15 protein-coding genes and 9 pseudogenes are annotated in these 21,046 nt (G+C 58.8%); 11 read left to right on the forward strand and 13 right to left on the reverse strand.

The annotated features are described in order from the left end of the window. Positions 1-53: 53 nt before the first annotated feature. From OHD58_RS19235 to OHD58_RS19265, 7 genes and pseudogenes are all read right to left on the reverse strand, one after another. The gene (locus OHD58_RS19235) at positions 54-1,250 is read right to left on the reverse strand and encodes a DUF932 domain-containing protein (RefSeq protein ID WP_263805006.1); all 1,197 of its coding nucleotides are present in this window, start codon (positions 1,248-1,250) and stop codon (positions 54-56) included. A 759-nt stretch (positions 1,251-2,009) separates the two neighbouring features. Further along, positions 2,010-2,170 (reverse strand): annotated as a pseudogene (locus OHD58_RS19240) (cold-shock protein). Positions 2,171-2,469: 299 nt separating this feature from the next. Continuing rightward, entirely contained in the window at positions 2,470-3,060 is a 591-nt protein-coding gene (locus OHD58_RS19245) for an RES family NAD+ phosphorylase (protein ID WP_040581798.1), read from the reverse strand. Continuing rightward, positions 3,057-3,668: a hypothetical protein gene (locus OHD58_RS19250; RefSeq protein ID WP_006199596.1), complete on the reverse strand. Its 612-nt coding sequence runs from the start codon at positions 3,666-3,668 to the stop codon at positions 3,057-3,059. The genes OHD58_RS19245 and OHD58_RS19250 overlap by 4 nt, the downstream gene beginning before the upstream one ends. 540 nt (positions 3,669-4,208) lie before the next feature. After that, positions 4,209-4,502, reverse strand: a complete 294-nt coding sequence (locus OHD58_RS19255; RefSeq protein WP_263805008.1) for a hypothetical protein — start codon at positions 4,500-4,502, stop codon at positions 4,209-4,211. Between the two features lie 1,232 nt (positions 4,503-5,734). Continuing rightward, positions 5,735-6,204, reverse strand: a pseudogene (locus OHD58_RS19260) (formyltetrahydrofolate deformylase); the annotation flags it as partial. Between the two features lie 112 nt (positions 6,205-6,316). Beyond that, entirely contained in the window at positions 6,317-6,502 is a 186-nt protein-coding gene (locus OHD58_RS19265; protein WP_263805009.1) for a hypothetical protein, read from the reverse strand. A gap of 106 nt (positions 6,503-6,608) precedes the next feature. Here OHD58_RS19265 and OHD58_RS19270 point away from each other — a divergent pair, with 106 nt between their 5' ends. Beyond that, positions 6,609-6,926 carry a hypothetical protein gene (locus OHD58_RS19270; RefSeq protein ID WP_006199600.1) on the forward strand — a complete coding sequence of 106 codons (318 nt, stop codon included), beginning with the start codon at positions 6,609-6,611 and terminating at the stop codon, positions 6,924-6,926. Between the two features lie 114 nt (positions 6,927-7,040). On the opposite strand, the gene OHD58_RS19275 is transcribed toward OHD58_RS19270, so the two are convergent. Next, positions 7,041-8,999 carry a putative bifunctional diguanylate cyclase/phosphodiesterase gene (locus tag OHD58_RS19275; RefSeq protein WP_263805010.1) on the reverse strand — a complete coding sequence of 653 codons (1,959 nt, stop codon included), beginning with the start codon at positions 8,997-8,999 and terminating at the stop codon, positions 7,041-7,043. A 265-nt stretch (positions 9,000-9,264) separates the two neighbouring features. Continuing rightward, the gene (locus OHD58_RS19280) at positions 9,265-9,546 is read right to left on the reverse strand and encodes a hypothetical protein (RefSeq protein ID WP_263805011.1); all 282 of its coding nucleotides are present in this window, start codon (positions 9,544-9,546) and stop codon (positions 9,265-9,267) included. A 1,152-nt stretch (positions 9,547-10,698) separates the two neighbouring features. On the opposite strand from OHD58_RS19280, the pseudogene OHD58_RS19290 reads away from it, so the two are divergent. The 9 genes and pseudogenes from OHD58_RS19290 (at position 10,699) to OHD58_RS19330 (ending at position 18,347) form a co-directional block, all read left to right on the forward strand. Next, a pseudogene (locus OHD58_RS19290) lies at positions 10,699-12,514 on the forward strand (EAL domain-containing protein). Positions 12,515-12,598: 84 nt separating this feature from the next. Beyond that, positions 12,599-13,633 (forward strand): diguanylate cyclase, encoded by a 1,035-nt coding sequence (locus OHD58_RS19295; protein ID WP_263805016.1) that lies wholly within the window; start codon positions 12,599-12,601, stop codon positions 13,631-13,633. An 83-nt stretch (positions 13,634-13,716) separates the two neighbouring features. Next, positions 13,717-14,263: pseudogene (locus OHD58_RS19300) on the forward strand (IS630 family transposase); the annotation flags it as partial. Between the two features lie 46 nt (positions 14,264-14,309). Beyond that, a pseudogene (locus tag OHD58_RS19305) lies at positions 14,310-15,290 on the forward strand (IS110 family transposase); the annotation flags it as partial. A gap of 307 nt (positions 15,291-15,597) precedes the next feature. Continuing rightward, positions 15,598-16,155, forward strand: a pseudogene (locus OHD58_RS19310) (IS630 family transposase); the annotation flags it as partial. Between the two features lie 799 nt (positions 16,156-16,954). After that, positions 16,955-17,146 carry a hypothetical protein gene (locus tag OHD58_RS19315; RefSeq protein ID WP_263805017.1) on the forward strand — a complete coding sequence of 64 codons (192 nt, stop codon included), beginning with the start codon at positions 16,955-16,957 and terminating at the stop codon, positions 17,144-17,146. 40 nt (positions 17,147-17,186) lie between these two features. Beyond that, a pseudogene (locus OHD58_RS19320) lies at positions 17,187-17,507 on the forward strand (TCP-1/cpn60 chaperonin family protein); the annotation flags it as partial. Between the two features lie 43 nt (positions 17,508-17,550). Next, a pseudogene (locus OHD58_RS19325) lies at positions 17,551-17,870 on the forward strand (LysR family transcriptional regulator); the annotation flags it as partial. A 243-nt stretch (positions 17,871-18,113) separates the two neighbouring features. Then, positions 18,114-18,347, forward strand: coding sequence for a hypothetical protein (locus OHD58_RS19330; RefSeq protein WP_263805018.1), 234 nt, complete (start codon positions 18,114-18,116; stop codon positions 18,345-18,347). Here the strand turns inward: OHD58_RS19330 and OHD58_RS19335 are convergent. The 3 genes and pseudogenes from OHD58_RS19335 to OHD58_RS19345 all read right to left on the reverse strand — a co-directional run. Then, a complete protein-coding gene (locus OHD58_RS19335) occupies positions 18,344-18,778 on the reverse strand; it encodes a PIN domain-containing protein (RefSeq protein WP_263805020.1) in 435 nt (144 codons plus the stop codon). The two genes, OHD58_RS19330 and OHD58_RS19335, sit on opposite strands and share 4 nt — an antisense overlap. A 3-nt stretch (positions 18,779-18,781) precedes the next feature. After that, entirely contained in the window at positions 18,782-19,030 is a 249-nt protein-coding gene (locus tag OHD58_RS19340; RefSeq protein WP_263791350.1) for a type II toxin-antitoxin system Phd/YefM family antitoxin, read from the reverse strand. 341 nt (positions 19,031-19,371) lie between these two features. Then, positions 19,372-19,631 (reverse strand): annotated as a pseudogene (locus OHD58_RS19345) (transposase); the annotation flags it as partial. Positions 19,632-19,762: 131 nt separating this feature from the next. On the opposite strand from OHD58_RS19345, the gene OHD58_RS19350 reads away from it, so the two are divergent. Beyond that, on the forward strand, positions 19,763-20,224 hold the full coding sequence (locus OHD58_RS19350; RefSeq protein WP_263805022.1) for a phasin: 462 nt from the start codon (positions 19,763-19,765) through the stop codon (positions 20,222-20,224). Positions 20,225-20,606: 382 nt separating this feature from the next. Here OHD58_RS19350 and OHD58_RS19355 read toward each other — a convergent pair whose 3' ends face one another. Continuing rightward, positions 20,607-21,023, reverse strand: coding sequence for a hypothetical protein (locus OHD58_RS19355; RefSeq protein ID WP_263805024.1), 417 nt, complete (start codon positions 21,021-21,023; stop codon positions 20,607-20,609). Positions 21,024-21,046: the final 23 nt, after the last annotated feature.

Genomic DNA, 21,046 nt, shown 5'->3' on the forward strand with positions numbered 1-21,046 from the left:
ACGGCCCGGAGGCGAGGCCGGCGACGAGAGTTTTCGTGCCGGCCTCCTCAGGATCAGGCGGCGAAATCGAGAAGCTTCTTGGCTTTGCCCTCCATGTCCAGGCGGACATCCTGATGCGGCTTGTCGCGCGCGACCCGCGTGATGCCCTGCACGAAATCAAAGATCGATTCCGGTGGTCTGCCTTCCTCCATGAGAACAGTATCGATGATCTTCGTGGTCTCGGACTTGGAGAAGCCGCACTTGCGCAGGAAGCCCTGGCGATCTTCGTCGTCTCTGGCAACGATCCGTTGCCGCGCCGTCTTGATGCCGTTGACGAACGGCATGGGCGAGGAATCGGCAAACTGGATCAGCGCCGGCTCGGCTTCAAGGGCGAAACGGGAGGCCGCGTATTTTGAATGGCGGATGGTGATTTCCTCGAAATCTTCGACGCCCCATAAATTACGATTCTGGCACACTGCGCGTAGATAGAAGCTGGCGATGCCGAGGGTGCGGGCTCCGACTTCGGAATTCCAGCAATAAAAGCCACGGAAGTACAGATCCGGTTCCCCATTCGGCAGCCGCCCGGCCTCGATCGGGTTCAGATCGTCGACGAGGAACACGAAGACATCGCGATCTGACGCGTAGAGCGTCGTGATGTGGCGGGAGATGTCGACGTGCGGATTGTAGATTCCCGTCGACCAGTCGAGCACTCCTGGCACCTTCCAACGGGTGTCGCCGGTACCGTTGCCGGCGATTTTCTGCACGGCGTCGACGAGTTCTGAGTCAAATATTCTGCCGTAATCCGGGCCTGTCACCGCCCGCAACTCGAGGCGCCCGTTCTCGATTTCCAACGTCTTCACCTGCTCGGCGCGGTGGTTGAGGAGACCGTGCTGAAGGTTGATCGCCGCGAGCGGGGCTGGAAGCTGCCGCAGATAGGTGGCCGGTGCGCCGACCAGGCTGGCGAGTTGGCCAAAACTCCAATGCGTGGGGGCAACAGGGGCAGGCGCATCGGGCAGCATTAGCCTCAGGCGCTCCGGATCGTCGCGGCTGGCCTCGACGCGGATCAGCTCACTTTCGACGATGCGGGTTTTACTGCGCTCCGACCGGCTCTTCACCGCATTTCCAAGGTCGTTGAGCGACAGGTATCGCTCGTCCGCCGGCCGGTTGAACCATTCCGACGACACGCGGCCAATACGCTGGCCGCGGCTGACGTCGACCTTGTAACCGGCACGCTCGTTGCGCTTGGGCGCAAGAATTTTCATCTGAGTCATGGGCGTTGCTCCTTGGCGGACGCCGGGAGACTCTCTCCCGGACCTTTACCCGCCACCGCACCCCGCCCGCCCTCTTCCTCTCCCGGCACCCGCGCACCACTAGCAGCGTCGCCATTGCGGCAGCGGCCGCCTCAAGGCTGGCACCCAGAAAGGAAGGCTAGGGCTTCAGGAAAGCCCGAGCCTGGGACCAAGCGCCGCTTCACCCTCCGGACGCGTCAGAATTCGCTGTGCTTTCTTGCGCAACAAGACCGGTGCCCATCCGAATTCAGGTAGCGGCCTGCTGAAATTGGACAGGCAACTTGTCTTGAGATTGAGGCGGCGACTTGCCATTGCCCTTCGAATGACCGGCAAGAATGACAGGTCGAGAAGACGGCATCAGTCTTCCGCCTGCCGGGCTGGCGAAGATAAGCCATCGACTTGACAGCTCTCACCAAGGTTCTCATTTCACCCGGTGAAGTGGCAAAGCGATATTGCACGATTCTGGGCATCGAGATCGCGCAACCAGCGGCCGGACGTTGGCTCAGTTTACCCGTTTCTCGCGCGCAAGAAAAAGACCGGACCAAAGGTCCGGCCAAGTATGAAGGTTAAAACCTCCAGAGGGGAACGCGTCGGACGAATGGGAGGAAACATCCGACGCAGCGCGCATATAGGTCAGCAAATGTGACACTTCAACGACATGCCGATAGGCCACCAGACTTGATCATCTTGGTGCACTGAAGTTTGTGTGCTTGATGCGCTTGCCGAAATCACATGGCTGGTTTAGCCAGCCTTGCTCAGGTTGCCGGCCGACGATTTGCCGGTCCGCCGATCCTTTTCTATCTCATAGTGGACCTTCTGGCCGTCAACGAGTGTCAACAAGCCCGCGCGCTCGACAGCAGAAATATGGACAAAAACTCCTGTCCACCACCGTCGGGCTGGATGAAGCTAAAACCCTTGGTCGCGTTGAACCACTTTACCGTTCAAGTCGCCATATAGGTGTTTCCTTGCCGGTTTATCGTGGACCCCAAGATCACATGGAAGGAAGGACCAAACGGCCCCCGTCATTTCCGAGCGCGACGGCAGGCGGCTTGAACTTCGTGTCAGAACAGACCCTGAGAGAACCATTCAAGAGTGCAAAAACATCCGAGACATGGTCATCAACGGCATGTAACCATTTAAGGCATGGGAATGTGTGATGGGGATGTGTTTGAGCTAAGCGGCACGCTCGGCGTTGGTTCCACTAGTGCGGAGCGAGTCCGACGTTGTATCGGCTGGCCAAACGCCAAAACCAATCCTGGTCTAGCTCTGAGACCCTTTCTGCCTCGACCAGTGCATCGGCGCATCGATCGAATAACGCGTAGCAAAGCTCTTCGTCGTCATGCCGCGCATTATAGGCAATACCGTCGCCATTGACCGGGTGTCGTGATAGCGCCTGCGACCAAATCTGAGATGTGTCGTATGGCAAACCCGAATGGACGATCTCTGCGGTAGCGCCGAGCACGGCGAGTCCCGGACCAGCAAGCTTGATCAATGACAGATCCGACCTCAGTTGCAGCCGAACGTAGGCCTTCCTTGCAAGGAGGTCGGTATCAATTAGCGAACGTCCCGGGCTTCTTAGGAAGGTTTCGGCAAATGCTCCTTCCGATCTCTTGGCGACATACAAAACTCCGTATGTCGCATCCGGCGCGTTTAATCTACCATCGCGAGACCTGTCGAAATATATCGGCTCGTATCTGGCGGTGTAGAAGCGATAGACATTCGTCCCCGCCGGCAACACCACCAACTCAGGAGTTCGCCTAACCAAATCTGGGGGCGGTAGCGGCCCGCTCACGCTCCCTGTGTGCCCATTCTCCGCGCGGCGTTGACGACCATGTCGATGTCGCCTGCCTTAAGGACGTCGATGGGTCTACGTCCGCTCAGCCTGTCATCTGGTTGGGCGAGGAAGTTCAGCACCGTCCAGGGATTGCTCGTCGGCAAAGCGTCACGCACTGTCTTCAGGCCCGCGACAACAGCGCCATCCCGGGTGAACTGGAGCGTGGGGTAACTTCTTCGATTGCTGGGACCGGGGACGGCAAGCAGACTGCCTTCCTGCACCCGTTTGTCTATCGCCTGGCGCGATACGCCTTGCATTAACGTCCTGACCTGCTCCAGATCATAGGCGCCACCCGCCTGATGCAAATCTTCCTGAGCGATGCGAACCCCGTCCAGAAGGGCCTGAGATCGCGCATCCGGCTTGAATGCATCGCTGTTGACAACTGGAGTTCTGACTTTGCGGACATGACGAGCGACGACCTCGCGAACAGTGCCAAATCGCGTTGAGCTAGCGCGTTGGATTTTTCGAACCAACTCACTATTTTTCGACACGATTGCGATCTCCGTTCCGGCGGGAAGTTCAAAACCCTGCAAGAATGCTACAGGATCGCCTTCTACGGTCATCATTGCGACGGTCCTTCCAGGCGTCTTCCTACGTGACCTCTTCGCCAACGGGGGTTTGGGTTGCGTGTTGTGTGCCATATCGATCTCCTACATCGAAGATGGTGCAGGAGAGCAACTTTGTCAACTTCGACAACTTTGCAAACGCCGATGATTGGCTTGGTGCCTACCCCCGACGTTGGCGACGGCGATCTTGAGCGTAAGGCCCATTCGGGCGAACCTTCGCAGTCCAGACCCTCGAGAAGCGGTTCCGAGATGTTGAAGCTGACGTTCCGGTCATCATAGCCATAGTCATCGACGTAGGCCCTTGTCCGGAATCCGGTATGAATCCCGGCTGCGATTAGGGCTCCGTTCAAAACATCGGCGGCCCCAGCGTTCGCTCTCCCGATAGTCCTTCAAGTCTCGCAATCTAGCGCCCCATTGCCATCAGCATTTCGTCCATTCGTTCGAACAGTCTCGGGGGGCGTGACTTGCCCACTAGATATATGCGAGCCTCTCCCCGTTGCAACTCGCCCAGCTCTTAAGAGAGGACATAAGTCTCACGGATCAATTACACTCCAGCTTCGAGAGAGGCCCGCCCCACCTTTCGCAACAGCGGGCTTTCGTGAGATCGGGCAATATCCGCATCTCCACGGTTGAGCCAACAGCCACGCGGCTCAACCTCTGTCTGAAGTCGGTTGCGGTGGCGGCTTGCAAATTCAAGCTGCTTTTTCGAGCGCCGTGGACCAGGTCCTTGACTACCTGGCATTTCATGATCTCGGCCGCCGTGTCATCAGCCGCAAGCAGCACTGTAAATGGCCTTTCGGCGATGTGTTTTTTCCGCCGGCGCCAGCTAGCCATCCAACGTCTCCCCCAAATCCGGTGCAGACATCAGCGTTCGTCGATTGGTGGCTTGCTAGCAAGGCCGAGCCTGGCTCGTTGGTCATCGGCGGAATTTTCGGCCGGAGACTGTGTCTTGAACCGAAGAACTGTCAGTTTGCCGTCCTCAACAATATGAACGACCCATCCCCCACCGGCGCGTTTGACGCGCACGTCATTAGGTTCGCCAGCCACCATCGCTGCCCCTCATTTTCGTCGCCCTGGACCGAGACTGGAAGTCACTCCCTGCACCGCGAACAACACGGGACCTTACGTTACGTCAAGCAGAGATTTTCTGATAACTGACGCGCTCTATGGTTTGACCGCAGCGGCAATTTAGGTCCGGAACGTTCGGGCGCGCGTCATATTGCGATCGGATCGATTTAGATGCCCAAATTTTGCATTTTTATGCAGCCTTAATTATCTGCAGCTAATGTGATTGGGAGCGCGTATCCAGTTCGTGTAGCTCTGCAATAAAAGCCCGCCACTCTTGCCCTCAAGAGTAGCGGGCTTTTCGGCTGTGAAACGCTGGCGCGGAGAAGCTGTGTAGGTGGGATGTGCCGAACGACAGTTGGCCGCAAACAGGTTGCGACCGGTGTGCGGCAGGACATCGTCGGCAAACCGTGGTTTTTATAGCAGCGCGTCAAGATCGCTCCTGGTTTTGCCGAGCCGGCATGCGCAGCCACGGCGTTCCAGCCGAACTGAATCCGGCGCGCATCGTTAAATGTGGCGTTTTCGACTGGGTTGTTGTCGAGCTCGAGCCGGCCGTCGCCGAGGAAGCGAGTTAGCCCTCCCAATGGGCAAGACCATAGCCGATGTCTTCGGCCAGCTTTGAGCCCGAGGAGATCATCGACAATTGCTTCAAACCACGGAAAGGCGGCGATGATCGGGGGGCATTACCTGCTGTCAGGCGGTGAGCCGAGCTTATGGCGTCATGCCGCGGACCGTCGCATCGACGGGCGTAGAGCGTGGCGATCTGGCGCACGGCGGCTTCGGCGATCGGGGACTTGGTGTTGTGCGCCAGCTTCCAAAACGTCGGTTGCGGCGCGGCGATCGATCAGAATGAGATTCGTATTGCCTCACCGGGGAATGCTCCGGACCGACATTGGTAGGCTGGACCGACATCGCAAGCCTTGTTTTCATACTCTCGCCTGCTTCAGCACCTCAATAACAGTTGCCGCCACCTGCTTGCCGTCGATGGTATTTGTCATCGCTTAGCCCATGCGCTCAGAAGCGTAGCTTCCCGGGCTTGCCGGGGAGACGACGGTTCGTCTGCCGTTGATGAAAGTGCGGTGGTGTATATGCGCATGTATGGCGCGTGCCAGCACTTGGCTTTCGACGTCGCGGCCCATCGAGACGTAGTCCTCGGCTGACTGCGCATGGGTGACGCGCACCGTGTCCTGCTCGATAATCGGGCATTCGTCGAGATCGGCGGTGACGTAGTGTGCTGTTGCCCCGATCAGCTTGACGCCGCGCTCATGGGCCTGCTTGTAGGGATTGGCGCCCTTGAAACTTGGCAGGAAAGAATGGTGGATGTTGATGATGCGGCCGGACATCTTGTTGCACATCTCGTCGGAGAGGACCTGCATGTAGCGGCGAGCACAATCAGCTCGGTGCCGGTCTGCTCAGCCAGATCGAGGATCTGCGCCTCGGCCTGAGCCTTGTTCTGCTTCGTCACCTTGACCCGCTGTTCCTAGCCCTCAGCCAGGTCCCAACCCTCTGCTGGATGCCGATCGTCATTCTCATCGTCGGCATTGACGAAGGCTTGAAGATCATCGTGATCGGATGGTCAGCTTTCACTCCAGTGGTACTGAACACATCCCAGGGCGTGCGCGACACCCGTCCTCGTTGCGCTCTATGCCGCCGGGGTCCACCGTCGCCATCAGCGTCGTCGGAAAAGTCCTGATACGCCCTGGAGCCGACAGGCCGGTGCCGTCCGTCGTCACGATCACGGTGCCGAGATGTTTTGTCAGTGTCGTCACGTGGCCTCACCTGTGGTCGCGCACGAAGGATGGAATCACGTCGTGCAGTTGTCATTCGTTGCTGCCTGGTTATATGGTTGCCGCCGACAGTCAGAAGAGAGCTTCCATGAATCCGATCAGACAGGTTCTCAACGTCCTGCTCCCCATCCGCCCAATTTCCGGCAAGAGCCCGGTCCGCTACAGGACAACCGCCCAAGCTCTTTCGTCGGCAATTCGGATCGCACGGCGCCGCAAAGCTGTCGACCTTGCTGCATCATTCGCCACTGAATCTGTTATCGAGGAGATCGAAAACAGTTCTGTGCCTTGGGACTTCCTGAAGGACAGATCCGACGATGCTGCCCGGGAACCGACGCCTGCCATGGCCAAGAAAACTGTCGGAAATTCCGATGAGTTCGCGGAGTGGCATCGTCTGCCATCAAGATGAAAGCAGACCCATTGCCTCAAGAAAAATGTTGCCGGATGGCGTCCGCCTCGCCTCGTCACCGTTGGCATACGAGATAAAACCAGACCATCACCGGTAAAGTGCGGGTCGTGCCATTCATGTATTTAGCTGCTGACCAAACGACTCCGCAGCAGTGCCATGAATGTCGTCAATCCGGATAGGTTTCCCGATTAAATAGCCTTGAGCTTCGTCACATCCGACGCGGCGAAGATAGTCGAGCTGTTCGGGAGTTTCGACGCCTTCGGCCGTTACCTTAATTCGAAGCTCGTGCGCCAATTCAATCAGTGATCTCACAATCGCGGCGCAGTCCGCATCGGTGAGCATATCCTGGACAAAAGATCGGTCGATCTTGAGCCGCGAAAGAGGCAATTTACGAAGATACGTGAGTGATGAAAGGCCAGTGCCAAAATCGTCAAGGGCAACTGTGATGGATAGAAAACTCCACGATTGTAACAATGAAATGGCGCCTTCAAAATCCGAAATCAGCACCGACTCCGTAATCTCGACCTCCAGTCTTCGGGGCTCCAAACCGGCTTCAGCCAAGGCCATTGCAATTCCATCCAGCAAGGCCTTGTCCTTAAGCTGCACTGCCGACAAATTGACGGAGACCCGCAAGTCGCGCGGCCATTGTGCCGCGGCCAAGCAAGCCGTCTTGGCGGCCCAATGTCCGATGCCGTGAATCAATCCGGTTTCTTCAGCGATAGGAATGAACTCCGCTGGAGGGATCGCGCCAAGGGTCGGATGCTGCCACCGCAGAAGCGCTTCAAAACCACAGATGCGATCGCTCCCGAGGTTGAGAAAGGGTTGAAATGCGAGCCAGAGCTGGTCGTTGGCGAGCGCGGATGCCAGATCGCGTTCAAGGGCATGGCGCCTTGCAGCAGCCTCATCGTCATTTGCGCTGAAAAACTGGATGGAGCTCGCCCCCCGCGTCTTGGCCCTGTATAGCGCGGTATCGACGCACCGCAGGAGCTGGTTGGCATCCAAACCGTCAGTGGGCGCCAGAGCGATGCCGATAGAGGCCCTGCAATATATTTCGCGCCCTTCGATCAAGAACGGCGCGCGCATGACATCTATGATCTGTTTGGCCAAGGACCTGATTTGATCTGGCCTGATATCGCGTGCAGCGATTATTGCAAATTCGCCGCCCTCCAACCTGGCAATGCCATCGCACTCGCGCGTCGATTTGCGAAGTCTCGCAGCCACTTCGACCAAAAGGGCATCCGCCATTGCTCGACCAAAGTGATCATTCACCTCGTCGAAATTGTTAAGGTCGAATAAAAGTAACGCAAAGTGCTGGTCGAACTGCTTTGCGTCCACCAACGCGGTCTCAAGCCGCTCGTTGAAGCTGAACCGGTTTGGCAAACTGGTTAGAACATCCCTGCGAATGGCATTTTCGCTTTCCGCTTGTAGAATGAAGCGTTGGGTAAATTCGGACGCGTGAGCAAGCACTGCACGAAACAGCGTGATGGCGTAGCTCACTATCAGGATTGCGACGGGCAGATTGACGGCGTCTCCCACCCGCACAATGGCAACCGCCGAACCGACGAAGATCGGTAGCGTATACGCGATGGCCGCAATAGGAATCGTGCAAAAGGAAGCGGCACCGCCTGCGATCATCCCCGCGCTCAGGCAGGTGATGACGACTTGGGCGGCAGTTGTTGCCCCACCGAAGAACAGAATGGGAAGTGCGCCCCACCAAGTACCGAACAGGAAGGCGTTCCGCACCAGGTTTTGCGTAGTCCGACGAGACACCGACCTTGGTTTGACTGACCGAAACGATGATCTCGCTCTCAAGCCCACGAAACCAGCGGCGACGATGATCCCACTCGACCAGACGATGGCTTTCGTCTGGTCGGGCGAGCCCCAAACCGCCATAACAAGAGTGGCTGCATTGAGTATATTGGCAACCATGCCAAGAAGGGTGTTGCGAAGCACGATACTGACCTGCTCCGCTCTAATGCGGCCGGCAAGTGGTTCGATCGTCGAGGGCCCGCCAAAAGCCCGCAGGTCGCCCGCCAGAAGGTCCCCGAGCCTTGCGGCAGACAGACGCTGCATCACTCTTTCACCCCCCGCTCTAGAGTAGTCGCTGCGTGTTGATCCCCTACCGAACAATTCGGTAAAAGTAAATTTCCCCCAGCGCCGATCGTCATATCGCTCTTGTGGCGGACGCCGCGATCATGCCTGCCGAGCAGAGGGACCCCGCCCGGTCGCCATGATCCAGTCGGCCCGCTCGAGATGGATTCCGCGGCTTTCGACGCGGCGGGCCTCCTCCTTCGAAGCTGGAGTGTCAGCAGCTCCAGAAGGTTTTCAGATCTTCTCTTCAGCGCCGAGCGACTTGCAGGCAGAGTTGACGCAGGTCGTTATCATAGGTGCCTTCGTTGTTGATGACATCGACGCAGCGCTTCTTCATCCGCGCCAGTTGGCCGCTCGATATGTTGGCAGAGATGCCAGGCGGATTGGGATTGCTGGGAGTCCCGATGGTCGACGGAGTGGCCCCGACACCGAGGCCGGTCCCGGTTCCGGTTCCGACCGCTGCGGTGGCGTTGTCGGTCCCCAGAGTTACATTGGCAACACCGTTCGTTCCTCCGACAGCAGGCGCCACGCCGGAGCTGCCGATTGAGGCAGTCGCGTTGGCGCTGTCGGCACCGATTGAGGCATTAGCACTACCGTTTGCTGGTGCACCGGACCCGCCGACGTTGGCGCCAGCGCTTCCGCCCCCCGACGGATACGCCGCCAATGCCACCTATACTAATTCCAGCGGCATTGGCTGGCATGCAAAGAATTGCGAGAACCGCTCCGCTGGCAAGGCTGCCAGCGAGACATTTGAATATTCTTGTCATTTGATGCCTCCCTTTTATATACGGCAATTACAGATTCAAAGCACTGCACTTCCGACAACGAGAAGACGAGCCACAGGTTTCACCAAGAAACAAGTTTGGCTACGACATGGATGATTGTTCTGTAAAATCGGATCAACCAAATACAATAAAATTCTAGCTCTATCATTTTCGCGCAAAGAGGGCGTTCCCACGGGCCAAGATCGACGGGTGACGAAAAGTAATTGCGCCGGGATTGTTGCTAGGCTGCTAAAGGAGCGCGATCCCCCCGATTTGGTCCGCGACGGACCTAATTCGCGCAACGCGATGGGGACCTCCGGCTTCGACAATGATGCGCGGGCGTGGATGGATGAAGGCGTCGCGTGAGGACGACGCTCGTCAGGTACGGGCGCATTGCGGAACTGGAGCGCGACCTCATTGCGGTCACACCTCAAGGACGCCATCGACGTTTGGATGTCGGACTTGAGCTTCGCAATGCGAAGTTCCGCCTTGAGTGCCTTGAGGAATGCATCGCCGGAGTAACGAGGAAAGGTGCGCGTTAGGGGAAGCTTCACCGCTCTCAATGCTTGGAGCTAGTGCGACTGGTTGGAGGGGAAGCCAGATGCGGTCTGCAACCATGGTCTCTCCTTCAGTGATGGCCGACCTTCCAATATCTGGAGCACCAGCGATCGCTAACGTATGGCGCTCAAGGCGCGTGGCGGACGCACGGGAACACTGAGACCGCCTTCACTCGCCGCCCGTCGCTGTGGTGGATCCTCCCGCGGAAACGGGTTCGTCCAACTTATAAAGAATTGCGCGACATTATCATCTCGTACACTGCGACTCCTCAAAGGGATTTCACCAGGAATGCCAGCAGGGTATTCAGGAACGCGGATTGGCGGGTTAACGTGCTGCATCTCCAGAACACTATTCTCGAAATGATCGCCCGGGGCGAAACGCTCGAAGCGACGACGGACCGTCTTTCCCAGCAGATCGAGAAACTGTTGCCGGGCGTCAGATGTTCCGTTCTGCGCGTTGACGGTAACGGCCTGTTGCATCCTCTCCCAGGGTCCAGCTTCCCGAATGAATATGTGGCTCTTCTCGAGGGCCTGATGATTGGCCCGCTTGTGGGCTCCTGCGGCAGTGCGGCCTATTTCGGAAAGGCGGTGGCTGCGAAGGACATCGCGACCGACCCGGGCTGGGTCAGCTTCAAGGAGCCTGTCCTGGCACTGGGCCTGAAGGCCTGCTGGTCGAGCCCGATCTGCGACGCAGAGGGCGCCGTGCTCGGCACCTTTGCCCTGTACTTTACGGAGAAGCGCGGCCCCCACGCCTCGTGAGGAAAAGATCGTCGCCTCGTCTACCTCCCTGTGCGCCATCGCGCTTGAGCGTCACAAGCGGGTCATCGAGCGAGAGCACGGCGCCTATGTTGATGCCCTCACCAACCTGCCGAACCGGGCCAGCTTGGACGTCGCCCTTGAGCGGCTGTCCTGTGTCCAACCGGGCGCCTGGGCGGTCCTGATCATCGACCTCGACAACCTCAAACCCATCAACGACACCTTCGGCCATGCGGCTGGCGATGCTTTGCTACAGGCCGTGGCTTCACGTGTCGCCGAAAGCGTAGCGCCTGACCGTTTGTTCCGCATGGGCGGCGACGAGTTCGTCGTAATCCTTCAGCGAGCCGTAGCGCCCGCCGGCATTGAGAGCACGGCGCGTCATATTCTCGACACTCTCGCTGTGCCCGCCGACTGCGACGGGCACATGATCCTGGCACGGGCTACCATCGGCGGCGCAGTGTTGTCAGCGGGGGACGTCGATGCGAAAAGCGTGCGCCAAAACGCTGATTTCGCGCTCTACCACGCCAAGGAAACTTCGCGAGGCGGCTTCGTGCTGTACTCGCCGGGAATCGGCAGCGCAATCAAGACCCGGATCGAGGTGATCCGCGATGTTGACGTGGCATTGCGCGAAGGCCGGATCGACGCGTTCTATCAGCCGATCCTGCGGCTCGACACCCGCGCGATCGTCGGCATGGAGGCCCTATGCCGCCTTCGCAAGCCGGATGGCGAGGTCGTTTCCGCCGCTGCTTTTCACCAGGCGACGTCCGATGTCAGCGTCGCCTCGAATCTTACGGAACGCATGATGGCGATCGTCGCAACGGATGCGCGCGCGTGGCTGGATCAAGGTATTCCGTTGCAGCATGTCGGCATCAACATTACCTCAGCCGATTTTCATAGCGGCACGCTTTACGCGCGTCTTCAAGCCGCCTTCGGCCGCGAGAACGTTCCGTTGAAGCACATCATTTTGGAGGTCACGGAGTCGGTCTATCTCGGCCAGCGCGATCCGGTCGTCGCTCGGGAGATCAAGGCGTTGCGAGCCCATGGCCTGCGTGTCGCACTCGATGATTTCGGAACCGGTTTCGCTTCGCTCACGCATTTGCTGACGGTGCCGGTCGATATCATCAAGATCGACAAATCGTTCATTGATCGCCTTGTCCAGGGAGATCCGAGCCTGGCGATCGTCGAGGGCTTGGTCGGCATCGCTCGCAAGCTCAATATCCAGGTCATCGCCGAAGGCATCGAGAACGAAACCCAGGCCGTCTTACTTGCGGAGATCGGGTGTCAGCTTGGTCAGGGATATCTGTTTTCGCAAGCGGTGCCGCGTCAGATCGCGAAAGGGCTTTTGAAGCGGTTCGGGCGACCGCCTGCTGAGGAGGCTTGGATGGCGGGCGAAGCGAACCCAATCGATCGGAGCGCCTGACAGAAACCCTCCCTGGGGTGGCTTGAACAACCGATAAAGAATGCTGCGGCGCCCCCCACAAAAGTGTCCGAAGAGGAGATAAATATGCGCCTGCCATCCGCGTCACAGCTTATTCGCAAGGCTTTTGGTCGCACCGGGTCCGGGCAATCGCCGGCCGGCCGTGCTATCCCTTCGGACATTCTCCCGGAGGAGACGAATTTCCGGATGCTCACTGAGAACAGCGGTGACGTCATCATGCAACTCGGACCGGACACGAAGGCACGCTACGTTTCACCGTCATGCACCCGACTTCTGGGATGGCTGCCGGAGGAGATGGTGGGGCATGGTCCGGAGGTGTTCGTTCCGCCCGAGCATCTTCAAAACATCGCCGCGGCAGCCGCGCTCTTGCTTGCCGGGGCAGATGAAGGCGAGCCGCTTGCGATCGAGATTCGACGGAAGGATGGGAAAACCGTCTGGGTGGAGACCAAGGCGCGCATCGTGCGTGATCCGCTAACTGGCGTTCCTGGCGACTTCGTGCTGATCATGAGAGATATTACAGAACGCAAACGGCTCGAAGAACAACTCCGCTCGCTTGCGATGACGGACGGGCTGACCGGCCTCGGCAACCGCCGAGCCTTCGATGAGACCCTGGACAGGGAATGGCGGCGCACCGTTGGCAGCGCTGGACAGATGTCCTTGCTGTTGCTCGATATCGATCGTTTCAAAGGCTTTAATGACAAATACGGTCATCAGGTAGGCGATGATTGTCTTCGTGCCGTCGCTGCCGCTATGAAAGACGTGCTTCATCGTCCTGGGGATCTGGCATCGCGATACGGCGGGGAAGAACTCGCCGTCATCTTGCCTGATACCGACAGCGAGGGAGCGCTCGAAATAGCGGAGCGGCTGAGGATCGCAATCGAAAACCTCGGCCTGCCTCATGACGACAACCCGGAAGGCGGCGGACACGTCACCGTCAGCATCGGTTCAGCGACCGCACTGTCACGATCGGGCGGGACGATCAGGATGCCGGAAGGCCTGCTTCTCGCCGCCGACACCGCCCTTTACAAGGCCAAGCACAAAGGCCGAAACCGCGTCGAAGTTGCACTGCTGCTCGCATCGGAAGGTCCCGACCCGGTCTGATCAAAGCACGCCACAGCCTAGTCATCTGGAACTAAAGTTCGTTACATTGTAAGCTGTTCGCCTATTTGATGGAGGGTGCAGCGATGGCGAACGCGACAGGCCGACCGACGGCGCCTCTGGTTCTGGGGCTGGAAGAGCGCGAATATCTGGAACGACAGGTGCGTCGGCAGCGTGTAGCGCGATCCATGTCCGAGCGGTGCCGGATCATTCTTCGTTGCGCCGACGGCATTGCCAGCAAGACCGTCGCAGCTGAGCTGGGGGTGCATGAGCATACGGTCGGCAAGTGGAGGCGCCGCTTCCTCAAGGATCGCGTGGAGGGTCTGCTGGACGAAGCCCGGCCAGGCAGGCCCCGTACGATCGATGACGATCAGGTCGCCGCCGTGATCGAGCGGACGTTGCGCTCCACGCCCAGCGATGCGACCCATTGGTCGATCCGATCGATGGCCGGTGCGACCGGCTTCTCGCACACGACGATCCGCAGGATCTGGACCGCCTTCGGGCTGCAACCGCACCGCTCGGAGACGTTCAAGTTGTCGAGTGATCCCCTGTTCGTCGACAAGGTGCGCGACATCGTTGGGGCTCTACCTGTCGCCACCCAATAGGGCGCTCGTGCTCAGCGTCGACGAGAAGAGATCCCATGGGGAGTGGATAGCGACCGACGCTCTGGCAGAGTGAGGTTGCTAAACCATGGGCACGGTTCTCTCAGCTCAAGGACAAGGTGCAGGTCCGCATTGGGCAGGTCGTTCCAATCATCGTGATTCAAGAGGCGGGCCTCGACGGCTTTTGGATCCACCGCTTGCTGCAGGACGGACGGGCCGAAAGCCACGTCGTGGACCCCGCTTCAATTGCGACGTCGCGCCGACGTCGACGGGCGAAGACTGACAAGATCGACGGGGAAGCTCTGGTGCGTGCGTTGCTGGCGTACAAGCGAGGCGAGCCGCGGGTGTGCGCCATGGTTCGAGCACCGACCCCACAAGAGGAGGATCGCCGCCGGGTGACAGCGGAACGGGTCGAGCACGTCAATCGGATCAAGGGGCTGCTCTTCGCCCAGGGCATCTCAGACTATGAGCCGTTATCGCGCAAAAGACGGGAACGGCTTGAGGAACTCAGGACCGGCGACGGTCGTCCGCTGCCTGAGCATTTGAAGGCACAGATCGGGCGCGAACTTGATCGTCTCGAACTCACACTTCAGCAGATCAAGTCCGTAGAGGCTGAACGGGATGCTGTGCTCAGCCCGTCGCACGAAGGCACGCCAGCGCCAGGAGCAATGTTAAAGAATTTGAAGGGGATTGGCCCGGAATTCGCCGGCGTCCTGTGGTCGGAGGGATTGTTCCGAAGCTTTTCCAACCGACGGCAGGTTGCCGCTTATGCCGGATTGGCGCCGACGCCCTGGCGGAGCGGATCCGTCGCGCACGAACAAGGTGTCTCCAAAGCCGGAAACCCCCGGCTGCGAACGACCATGATCCAGCTCGCTTGGTTGTGGGTAAGGCATCAGCCCCGTTCGATGCTGACCCTGTGGTTTCATCAGCGTGTACAGCTCAATGGTGGCCGAGTTCGGAAAGTGCTGATCGTTGCCTTGGCGCGAAAGTTGCTGATCGCCTTCTGGAAATATGTGACCGCCGGGGTTGTGCCGGAAGGAGCCGAGGTAACGGCCTGAAAACAAACGCTTCCCCCTTTCAATCTTCCGGAGCTTGATCAGCTCCGGCGGATCCAGGTGAGCGGACCGGCAATTTGGCTTGGCTTAAAAAGCCGAAGAAAAGAATGGTCCCGCCCTCCTGAGCCTTTGCCCGACGCAAGCGGGATATTGGTGCGGCCGATGAGAGCGGCGACCGGATGTGAGTTTGAAGCGGCATCGGAAACGGGCCGGGTCACGCAAACGGGCTCAGACCTTGGATACGCAGTAACGAGCGGAGATTTACCATCGAATCCTGATCCGAACATCTTGACCCGCAAATCCCCATGTGAGCCAGATTCAGGCGCTCGACCGTGAGCAACCCGTCCTGCCGATGATGCCGGGCATTTCCGAGCGCCGGACACATAGCTATGTCCGGCACGGCACGACCTCGCTGTTTGCAGCGCTCGACGTCGCCTCCGGCTTCGTTATTGGCAAGTGCTACAAACGGCACCGGGCCACCGAGTTCCTGGACTTCCTGAAGCAGGTCGATGCCAGTATTCCGCCGAACCTCGACGTCCACATCGTGATGGATAACTACGCGACTCATAAAACCGCGCTGGTCAGGTCATGGCTGGCGCGACGGCCGCGCTACCATGTCCACTTCACGCCGACATCGGCATCCTGGATCAACCAGGTCGAACGCTGGTTTGCCGAGCTCACCCGCAAGCAGCTGCGCCGCGGCGTCCACACCTCGATCAGCAAACTCGAAGCCGACATCCGCACCTTCATTGAGCGGCACAATGAGAACCCAAAGCCCTATCGCTGGGTCAAATCCGCCGACGACATCCTCTCATCAGTCAAGCGCTTCTGTCAAAAGGCCGAACAAACATTATGCAGCGAATTTTAGATTCAGATGACTAGCACATCGACTCGGAAGGTCCCGATTTCGTTGGCCTGGCCATAGGCAAGCATGGCCGATCCATTCCCGACGAGATTGACGAGGCGCATGTGGAACGAACACTGTTCGGCTTTCGTCGGAACCGCGAATTAGCGGAATGGGTGTCCACGAATTTCTGAAACACGCATGCAGACCTCTCGCAGGCATTCGATCCAGACGCCTGGACGGAATGGGATTGTTTCTGGGACCAGATTGTCCGCATCGATAAGAACGTTCCGTCATCCTGGAAACTTGCGGATCTGGTCATCACCGCCGGACTTCGCGGCATCCTGTTTCCTCGCTCCGCTGCCATGAAAGTACCAGCGTGTCGCCGATGAGGTCGCCTGCGGCACCGGTGTGGCCCATCATCGTCCTGGCGTGATTGGAGCCAACCAACCTGGGGCCTGGCGGCCGCATTCTGGCTCTACGCCGCAAGATCGGGGCCGGTTCCGCGTCTGCATCGAATGACGGAGGTAAGAGATGGTCTCGGAACGGGTTGCTCGGCATTTATGATCCGACCGAGCGCTAGTCTAGCGAGTGATCGTCGCGGGCTCGACGGCGGCATCATCTCAGGGGATTCCGGCCTCCAGGCGCGCGAGGAATGCCGAGACCTCAGCCTTGATGTCGGCCGGTTCAGTGACCGTGGGGGGGCGTCTTGGCTACTCCCCAGTCATCCCCGATTTAAATCAAATCCGTCTGTGGATCTTGACGATTGCGCGACTCTCACCTCGTACATCGCGTAAATGCGGGCGCCTATTGAGAGGGTTCTATGACAAGCGATTTTTCCGCCGCCCGAGTGCATTTAGATCGAGCGTATGACTACCTTCGTGGCGATGACCCGATGAGCCGGAGGGGACGCGAAGTCTTGGACCTGTTAATTGAGGCGGTTGCTGACGAAGAGTTCAAGCAGCCACGACAAAACGCGGAGGTGCTAACGTTTCCGATTGGGCGCCGCTTCTGAGGCAATCTCCATGGCCGCCGTGTATCCCGGATTGCGCCGCCGTCGTGCGCTGCAGGCTCCGGCCCGCCAGATCGCGGCCAACGCCAGTGCGGAAGCATCGATGGTTGCCGGCAAGATCCTCGACAACAAGGATGCGACCCTCGGCTACAACGCCCAGACCGGCGCCCATGGCCACATGATCGCCATGGACATCGTCGACCTGGTCAAGGTTGTGCGCACGGGTCTTCAGGATGCGACCTCGGTCGCCAGCCTGCTGGTCACCACCGAAGCCATGATCGCCGAGGCGCCGAAGAAGGATTCCCTGGCGGGCATCCGGTGGAAGGCGGTGGGCCTCATGAGTGCTCAAGCCCTGCGCCTTTAGCAGCGTCAGATACTGGCCGTTTCAACCTGGCTGTCCTTTATCGCTGGCGGTTCCCATGCGCAACAATGTCCGGCGGTCGGTGGCGGATGTCGTTGCCCAGCACGGTTGTGTGCTGGACTGGTCATGGAAGGAAAGGCGTATTCCATCCTTACCCCGTCGGCCATTCAGAAAGAGGCGTCTCAAGGCCAGGTCCGCACCGTTAAGATCATCGATCCAGTGATCACCCGTTCCGTTGTGCTTGCCGTCAACCCGAAAGATGAGCGCTCTCCAGCCGTGTCTGTGGTCCGCAAGCTGATCCCCAAGGTCGTAAGGACCTTGATCGAGAGCAGGCACTGGTCAGCCACGCTTCCGGACCGGGCTTAGGCCCATCCTTCAAACCAAGTTCCAGCTGCTACCGCTCCTCCGCCACTGCTTGAGCCGCATTAATCTGGATTCGGGATGGTTTTGGGCGACATACGATATTTGACCGCATGCGACGATCGCGGTGAAATCGCAGAGCAGCCAGGCTCGGTTCGGATATCGGCCGTTGTCGTATCTGGCAGGAATATGGATTGATTTCCATCGAGCTGGCAGGGTCATCAGGGGATTATACGGGCTTTCTGGCCATTGAACGGTTACCTGAAGGTTGTTCGAAACGAGCCAAGTTACAACGCCGGGCGATCTCGGCTACCTCAACTTGAGGAAGGAACGACCCGCGCGCCGCAAGAAACAGGTATCTCGGTGCGAATTTCGGCGCGGGCGAACAACCGCGATCAGTGGGCAGATTACATCCACGACCGCGATCAATACGGGTTCGAGACCAACGGCTTCGCGGTCGCTCGTTTCGAGCGCGGGGACTAAGCCGGGAGTTCCTTGAGCGGGTTCGCCCACGGCACCCCGAGCGGCTGAAAATGCCGCTCGTTTGCCGTCAGGACCATGTAGCCTCGCGCTGCCGCCGTGGCGGCTATCGCGATGTCTTCGAAGACGGGATCATGCGCCCGCGCCCGGTCAATGATGGCGCCGGCGTGGCGGGCCTCGTCGATGCCGAACGGCAGGATGCGGCCAGCATAGAGCTGCTCGACGGCGGCGAGCCAGCGGCGCAGCCGTACTGTCTTCGTCGTCGCGCCGATCCTGACGGCGCGGGCAATGCCCGCCTCGATCTCCGCGACCGTGACCGTCGACATGTACAGATGGTCATTGTTCTTGCGCAGCCAGTCGGCGAACGGCTGCAAGCCGACTTCCTGTTTCGTCGGCGCGTCGGCCGACACGATATTCGTGTCCAGCAGATACACGGGCTAGAGGCCCTCACGCAAAGCGCGGGCGGGCTTGCGCCTCCGTTCCGGAATGTCGTCGCCGTCGCCCGGGAAGGCTAGCAGGAGGTCTGCAAAGCTGGGCACCTTGGAAACCCTCTCCCATTCTTCGAAAGACACAAGCACGGCCTCCGGCTTGCCGTGGCGGGTGATCACGGAAGGCTCTCCGGCAACGGCCTGGTCGACCACCGCGGACAAGGTGGCCTTCGCGTCCTTCAACTGAATCTCTCTCATGTCGACGTCTCATTATGACTACCTATAGTCATATTCTATTTTGTTGGCAGGCGCAAGAGATAGGATCGTTATCCTATCTTCAATTTGACGTCTGGTGTGCTGCCGTGGGCGGCATCGCCGCAACCCCGGACGATGGAACTTGCCGCCGATTCTGCTCGGCGAGCTCAGTCGTACTCCAGACGTTCCGAGAGCAACACCACACCTCAAGGCTGCCACAATCACCACGCTGGCGGGGCACTCCTCCTTGCCGCTCCGCAATCCCGGAGGGGTTGGTCGAAAGTATCTCATCTTACGGCACTACGCTGCCATAAGGTCTCGCCCCACAGGCGAATGCGAGCGACTTACATCAAGGCTTCTGTGGAAGCGATGGATTTCTCCCTGTCCCTGGCCAGCCTGCGGCATCGCCCCAGCCATGCGAAATGCGCGCTCCACGACCCAGCCACTCGGCAGGACCTCGAAGCCCTTGGCTTTATCCGTCCGCGTGACGATCTTCACGGTGAACGTGCCGACCTTTTGCATCGGGCCCTCAAGCTTCGGTCCAACATAGCCGCCGTCGGCGAAGACGTGTGGCAAGCCACGCCCAGCGTTCGAGAATGTTCTTGGGGGTATTCGTGTAGCGCCAGGCACAGCCGCTCGCGCAAATTCATGGCAGCTTCATAAATCCGTTGCGGCGATTTCGTACATGGTGGAGACGGCTTTGTTTTGAGGCCGCCCCTGGAAAAGGATGGAAAAATGTCCAAGATCATCGGCAATACCGAAACGATCGAAAACGCCGGCTCCCCTGCCTTCGACTCCTCCAAGTCTGTCGAGCAAATCCGCGCTGTCGCCGAACAGGGCCTTGAGCGGTCGAAGGAGGCATTTTCCAAATTGAGCTCGGACGTCGAAACGACTCAAAGGGCTTTCGACTCCACCTTTGAAATGGCCAAGACCACCAGCAACGAGATGCTCCTGAAGACGATTGCCGCTCTGCAAGCCAATGCCGAAGCCGGCTTCACGCACCTCGAGGCCCTGGTTGCCGTGAAGTCGCCGTCCGAGTTCTTCGAACTGCAGGCCGCATTCCTGCGCAAACAGATCGAGAAGGCCTCCGAGCAGGCCAAGGCCCTCCAGGCATTGATGGTGAGAGCTGGCGATGACGTATCCAAGCCGATCAAGGATGCCTTTGAGAAGGCGTTGAAGGAACGCAAGGCCGCCTGATTCTTTTAAGGCAACCCGAGACCGAAGGTCAGCACCTCGCCCAAGGGCCACATTAGAACCGGCACCTTCTTCCATTTGGTCGGACGGCTTTGTCTGCCCGACCGCATCGCAGGCCCGTCGTCCTGACTGTTTTCGGCGCTTCTTGGCCTTTAGGTCCGGTCGACAATCAGATTAACGCAAAAACGGTGGGGCCGATTGTCGTAACCAATTTCCGCAACAACGCGTCAATCTTCACAGCAAGACTTAGCATCGGGAATGCCTCACGCCGGTTGCGACGGGAAATCGTGCCCCATAGCGCAGATATTCACAACAGCTAAAAGTAGGGTGGATTGTGCCGCGTGAAGGACTTGAACCCTCTCGGGTAGTCGCCAGTTTGAAGCCTTTAGGTCCGGTTGGCATTGTCGGATTTCCATTGTTCCATCATCATCGTCATCCACGGCCCGAATTCTTGCCAGTTCTCGCGATCCCACGCTGTCAACGTGTGCATAATTGCCGAGCGACCTTCGCCGGCAGAACAGTGGCCATCTCGCACCCTTGTTAGGACTGCGGAGATGAAATGGTCCAAGGTGTAATAGTCATCGTCCGAAATTCGCATGTTGGCTCCCTTGCCATCCGCCAAGTATATAGGAGATTGCGGCTGATATGCCACGCTTCTCAACACGCTTGCCACCGAATTGACGGCTGCGAACATGATGACGTGCAGCTTAGCGAAGCTATCAAAGCCCTTAGCCGTGATTTGAACAGGCAAGACGACTTCGAAAATAAAAAGGCCCGATACGAGCTTTTTCAGACCGGCCAACACGACGTGGTTTTCAAGTTGAG

Source organism: Mesorhizobium sp. ZC-5 (assembly GCF_025753855.1).
Taxonomy (GTDB): domain Bacteria; phylum Pseudomonadota; class Alphaproteobacteria; order Rhizobiales; family Rhizobiaceae; genus Neomesorhizobium.

Excerpts from the sequence above, each read along its gene's own strand:
- OHD58_RS19235 (WP_263805006.1), bottom strand. The coding sequence starts at position 1,250 with ATGACTCAGATGAAAATTCTTGCGCCCAAGCGCAACGAGCGTGCCGGT.
- OHD58_RS19250 (WP_006199596.1), bottom strand. The coding sequence starts at position 3,668 with ATGATGACCGTAGAAGGCGATCCTGTAGCATTCTTGCAGGGTTTTGAA.
- OHD58_RS19255 (WP_263805008.1), bottom strand. The coding sequence starts at position 4,502 with ATGGCTAGCTGGCGCCGGCGGAAAAAACACATCGCCGAAAGGCCATTT.
- OHD58_RS19270 (WP_006199600.1), top strand. The coding sequence starts at position 6,609 with ATGAATCCGATCAGACAGGTTCTCAACGTCCTGCTCCCCATCCGCCCA.
- OHD58_RS19275 (WP_263805010.1), bottom strand. The coding sequence starts at position 8,999 with ATGCAGCGTCTGTCTGCCGCAAGGCTCGGGGACCTTCTGGCGGGCGAC.
- OHD58_RS19295 (WP_263805016.1), top strand. The coding sequence starts at position 12,599 with ATGCGCCTGCCATCCGCGTCACAGCTTATTCGCAAGGCTTTTGGTCGC.
- OHD58_RS19315 (WP_263805017.1), top strand. The coding sequence starts at position 16,955 with ATGACAAGCGATTTTTCCGCCGCCCGAGTGCATTTAGATCGAGCGTAT.
- OHD58_RS19340 (WP_263791350.1), bottom strand. The coding sequence starts at position 19,030 with ATGAGAGAGATTCAGTTGAAGGACGCGAAGGCCACCTTGTCCGCGGTG.
- OHD58_RS19350 (WP_263805022.1), top strand. The coding sequence starts at position 19,763 with ATGTCCAAGATCATCGGCAATACCGAAACGATCGAAAACGCCGGCTCC.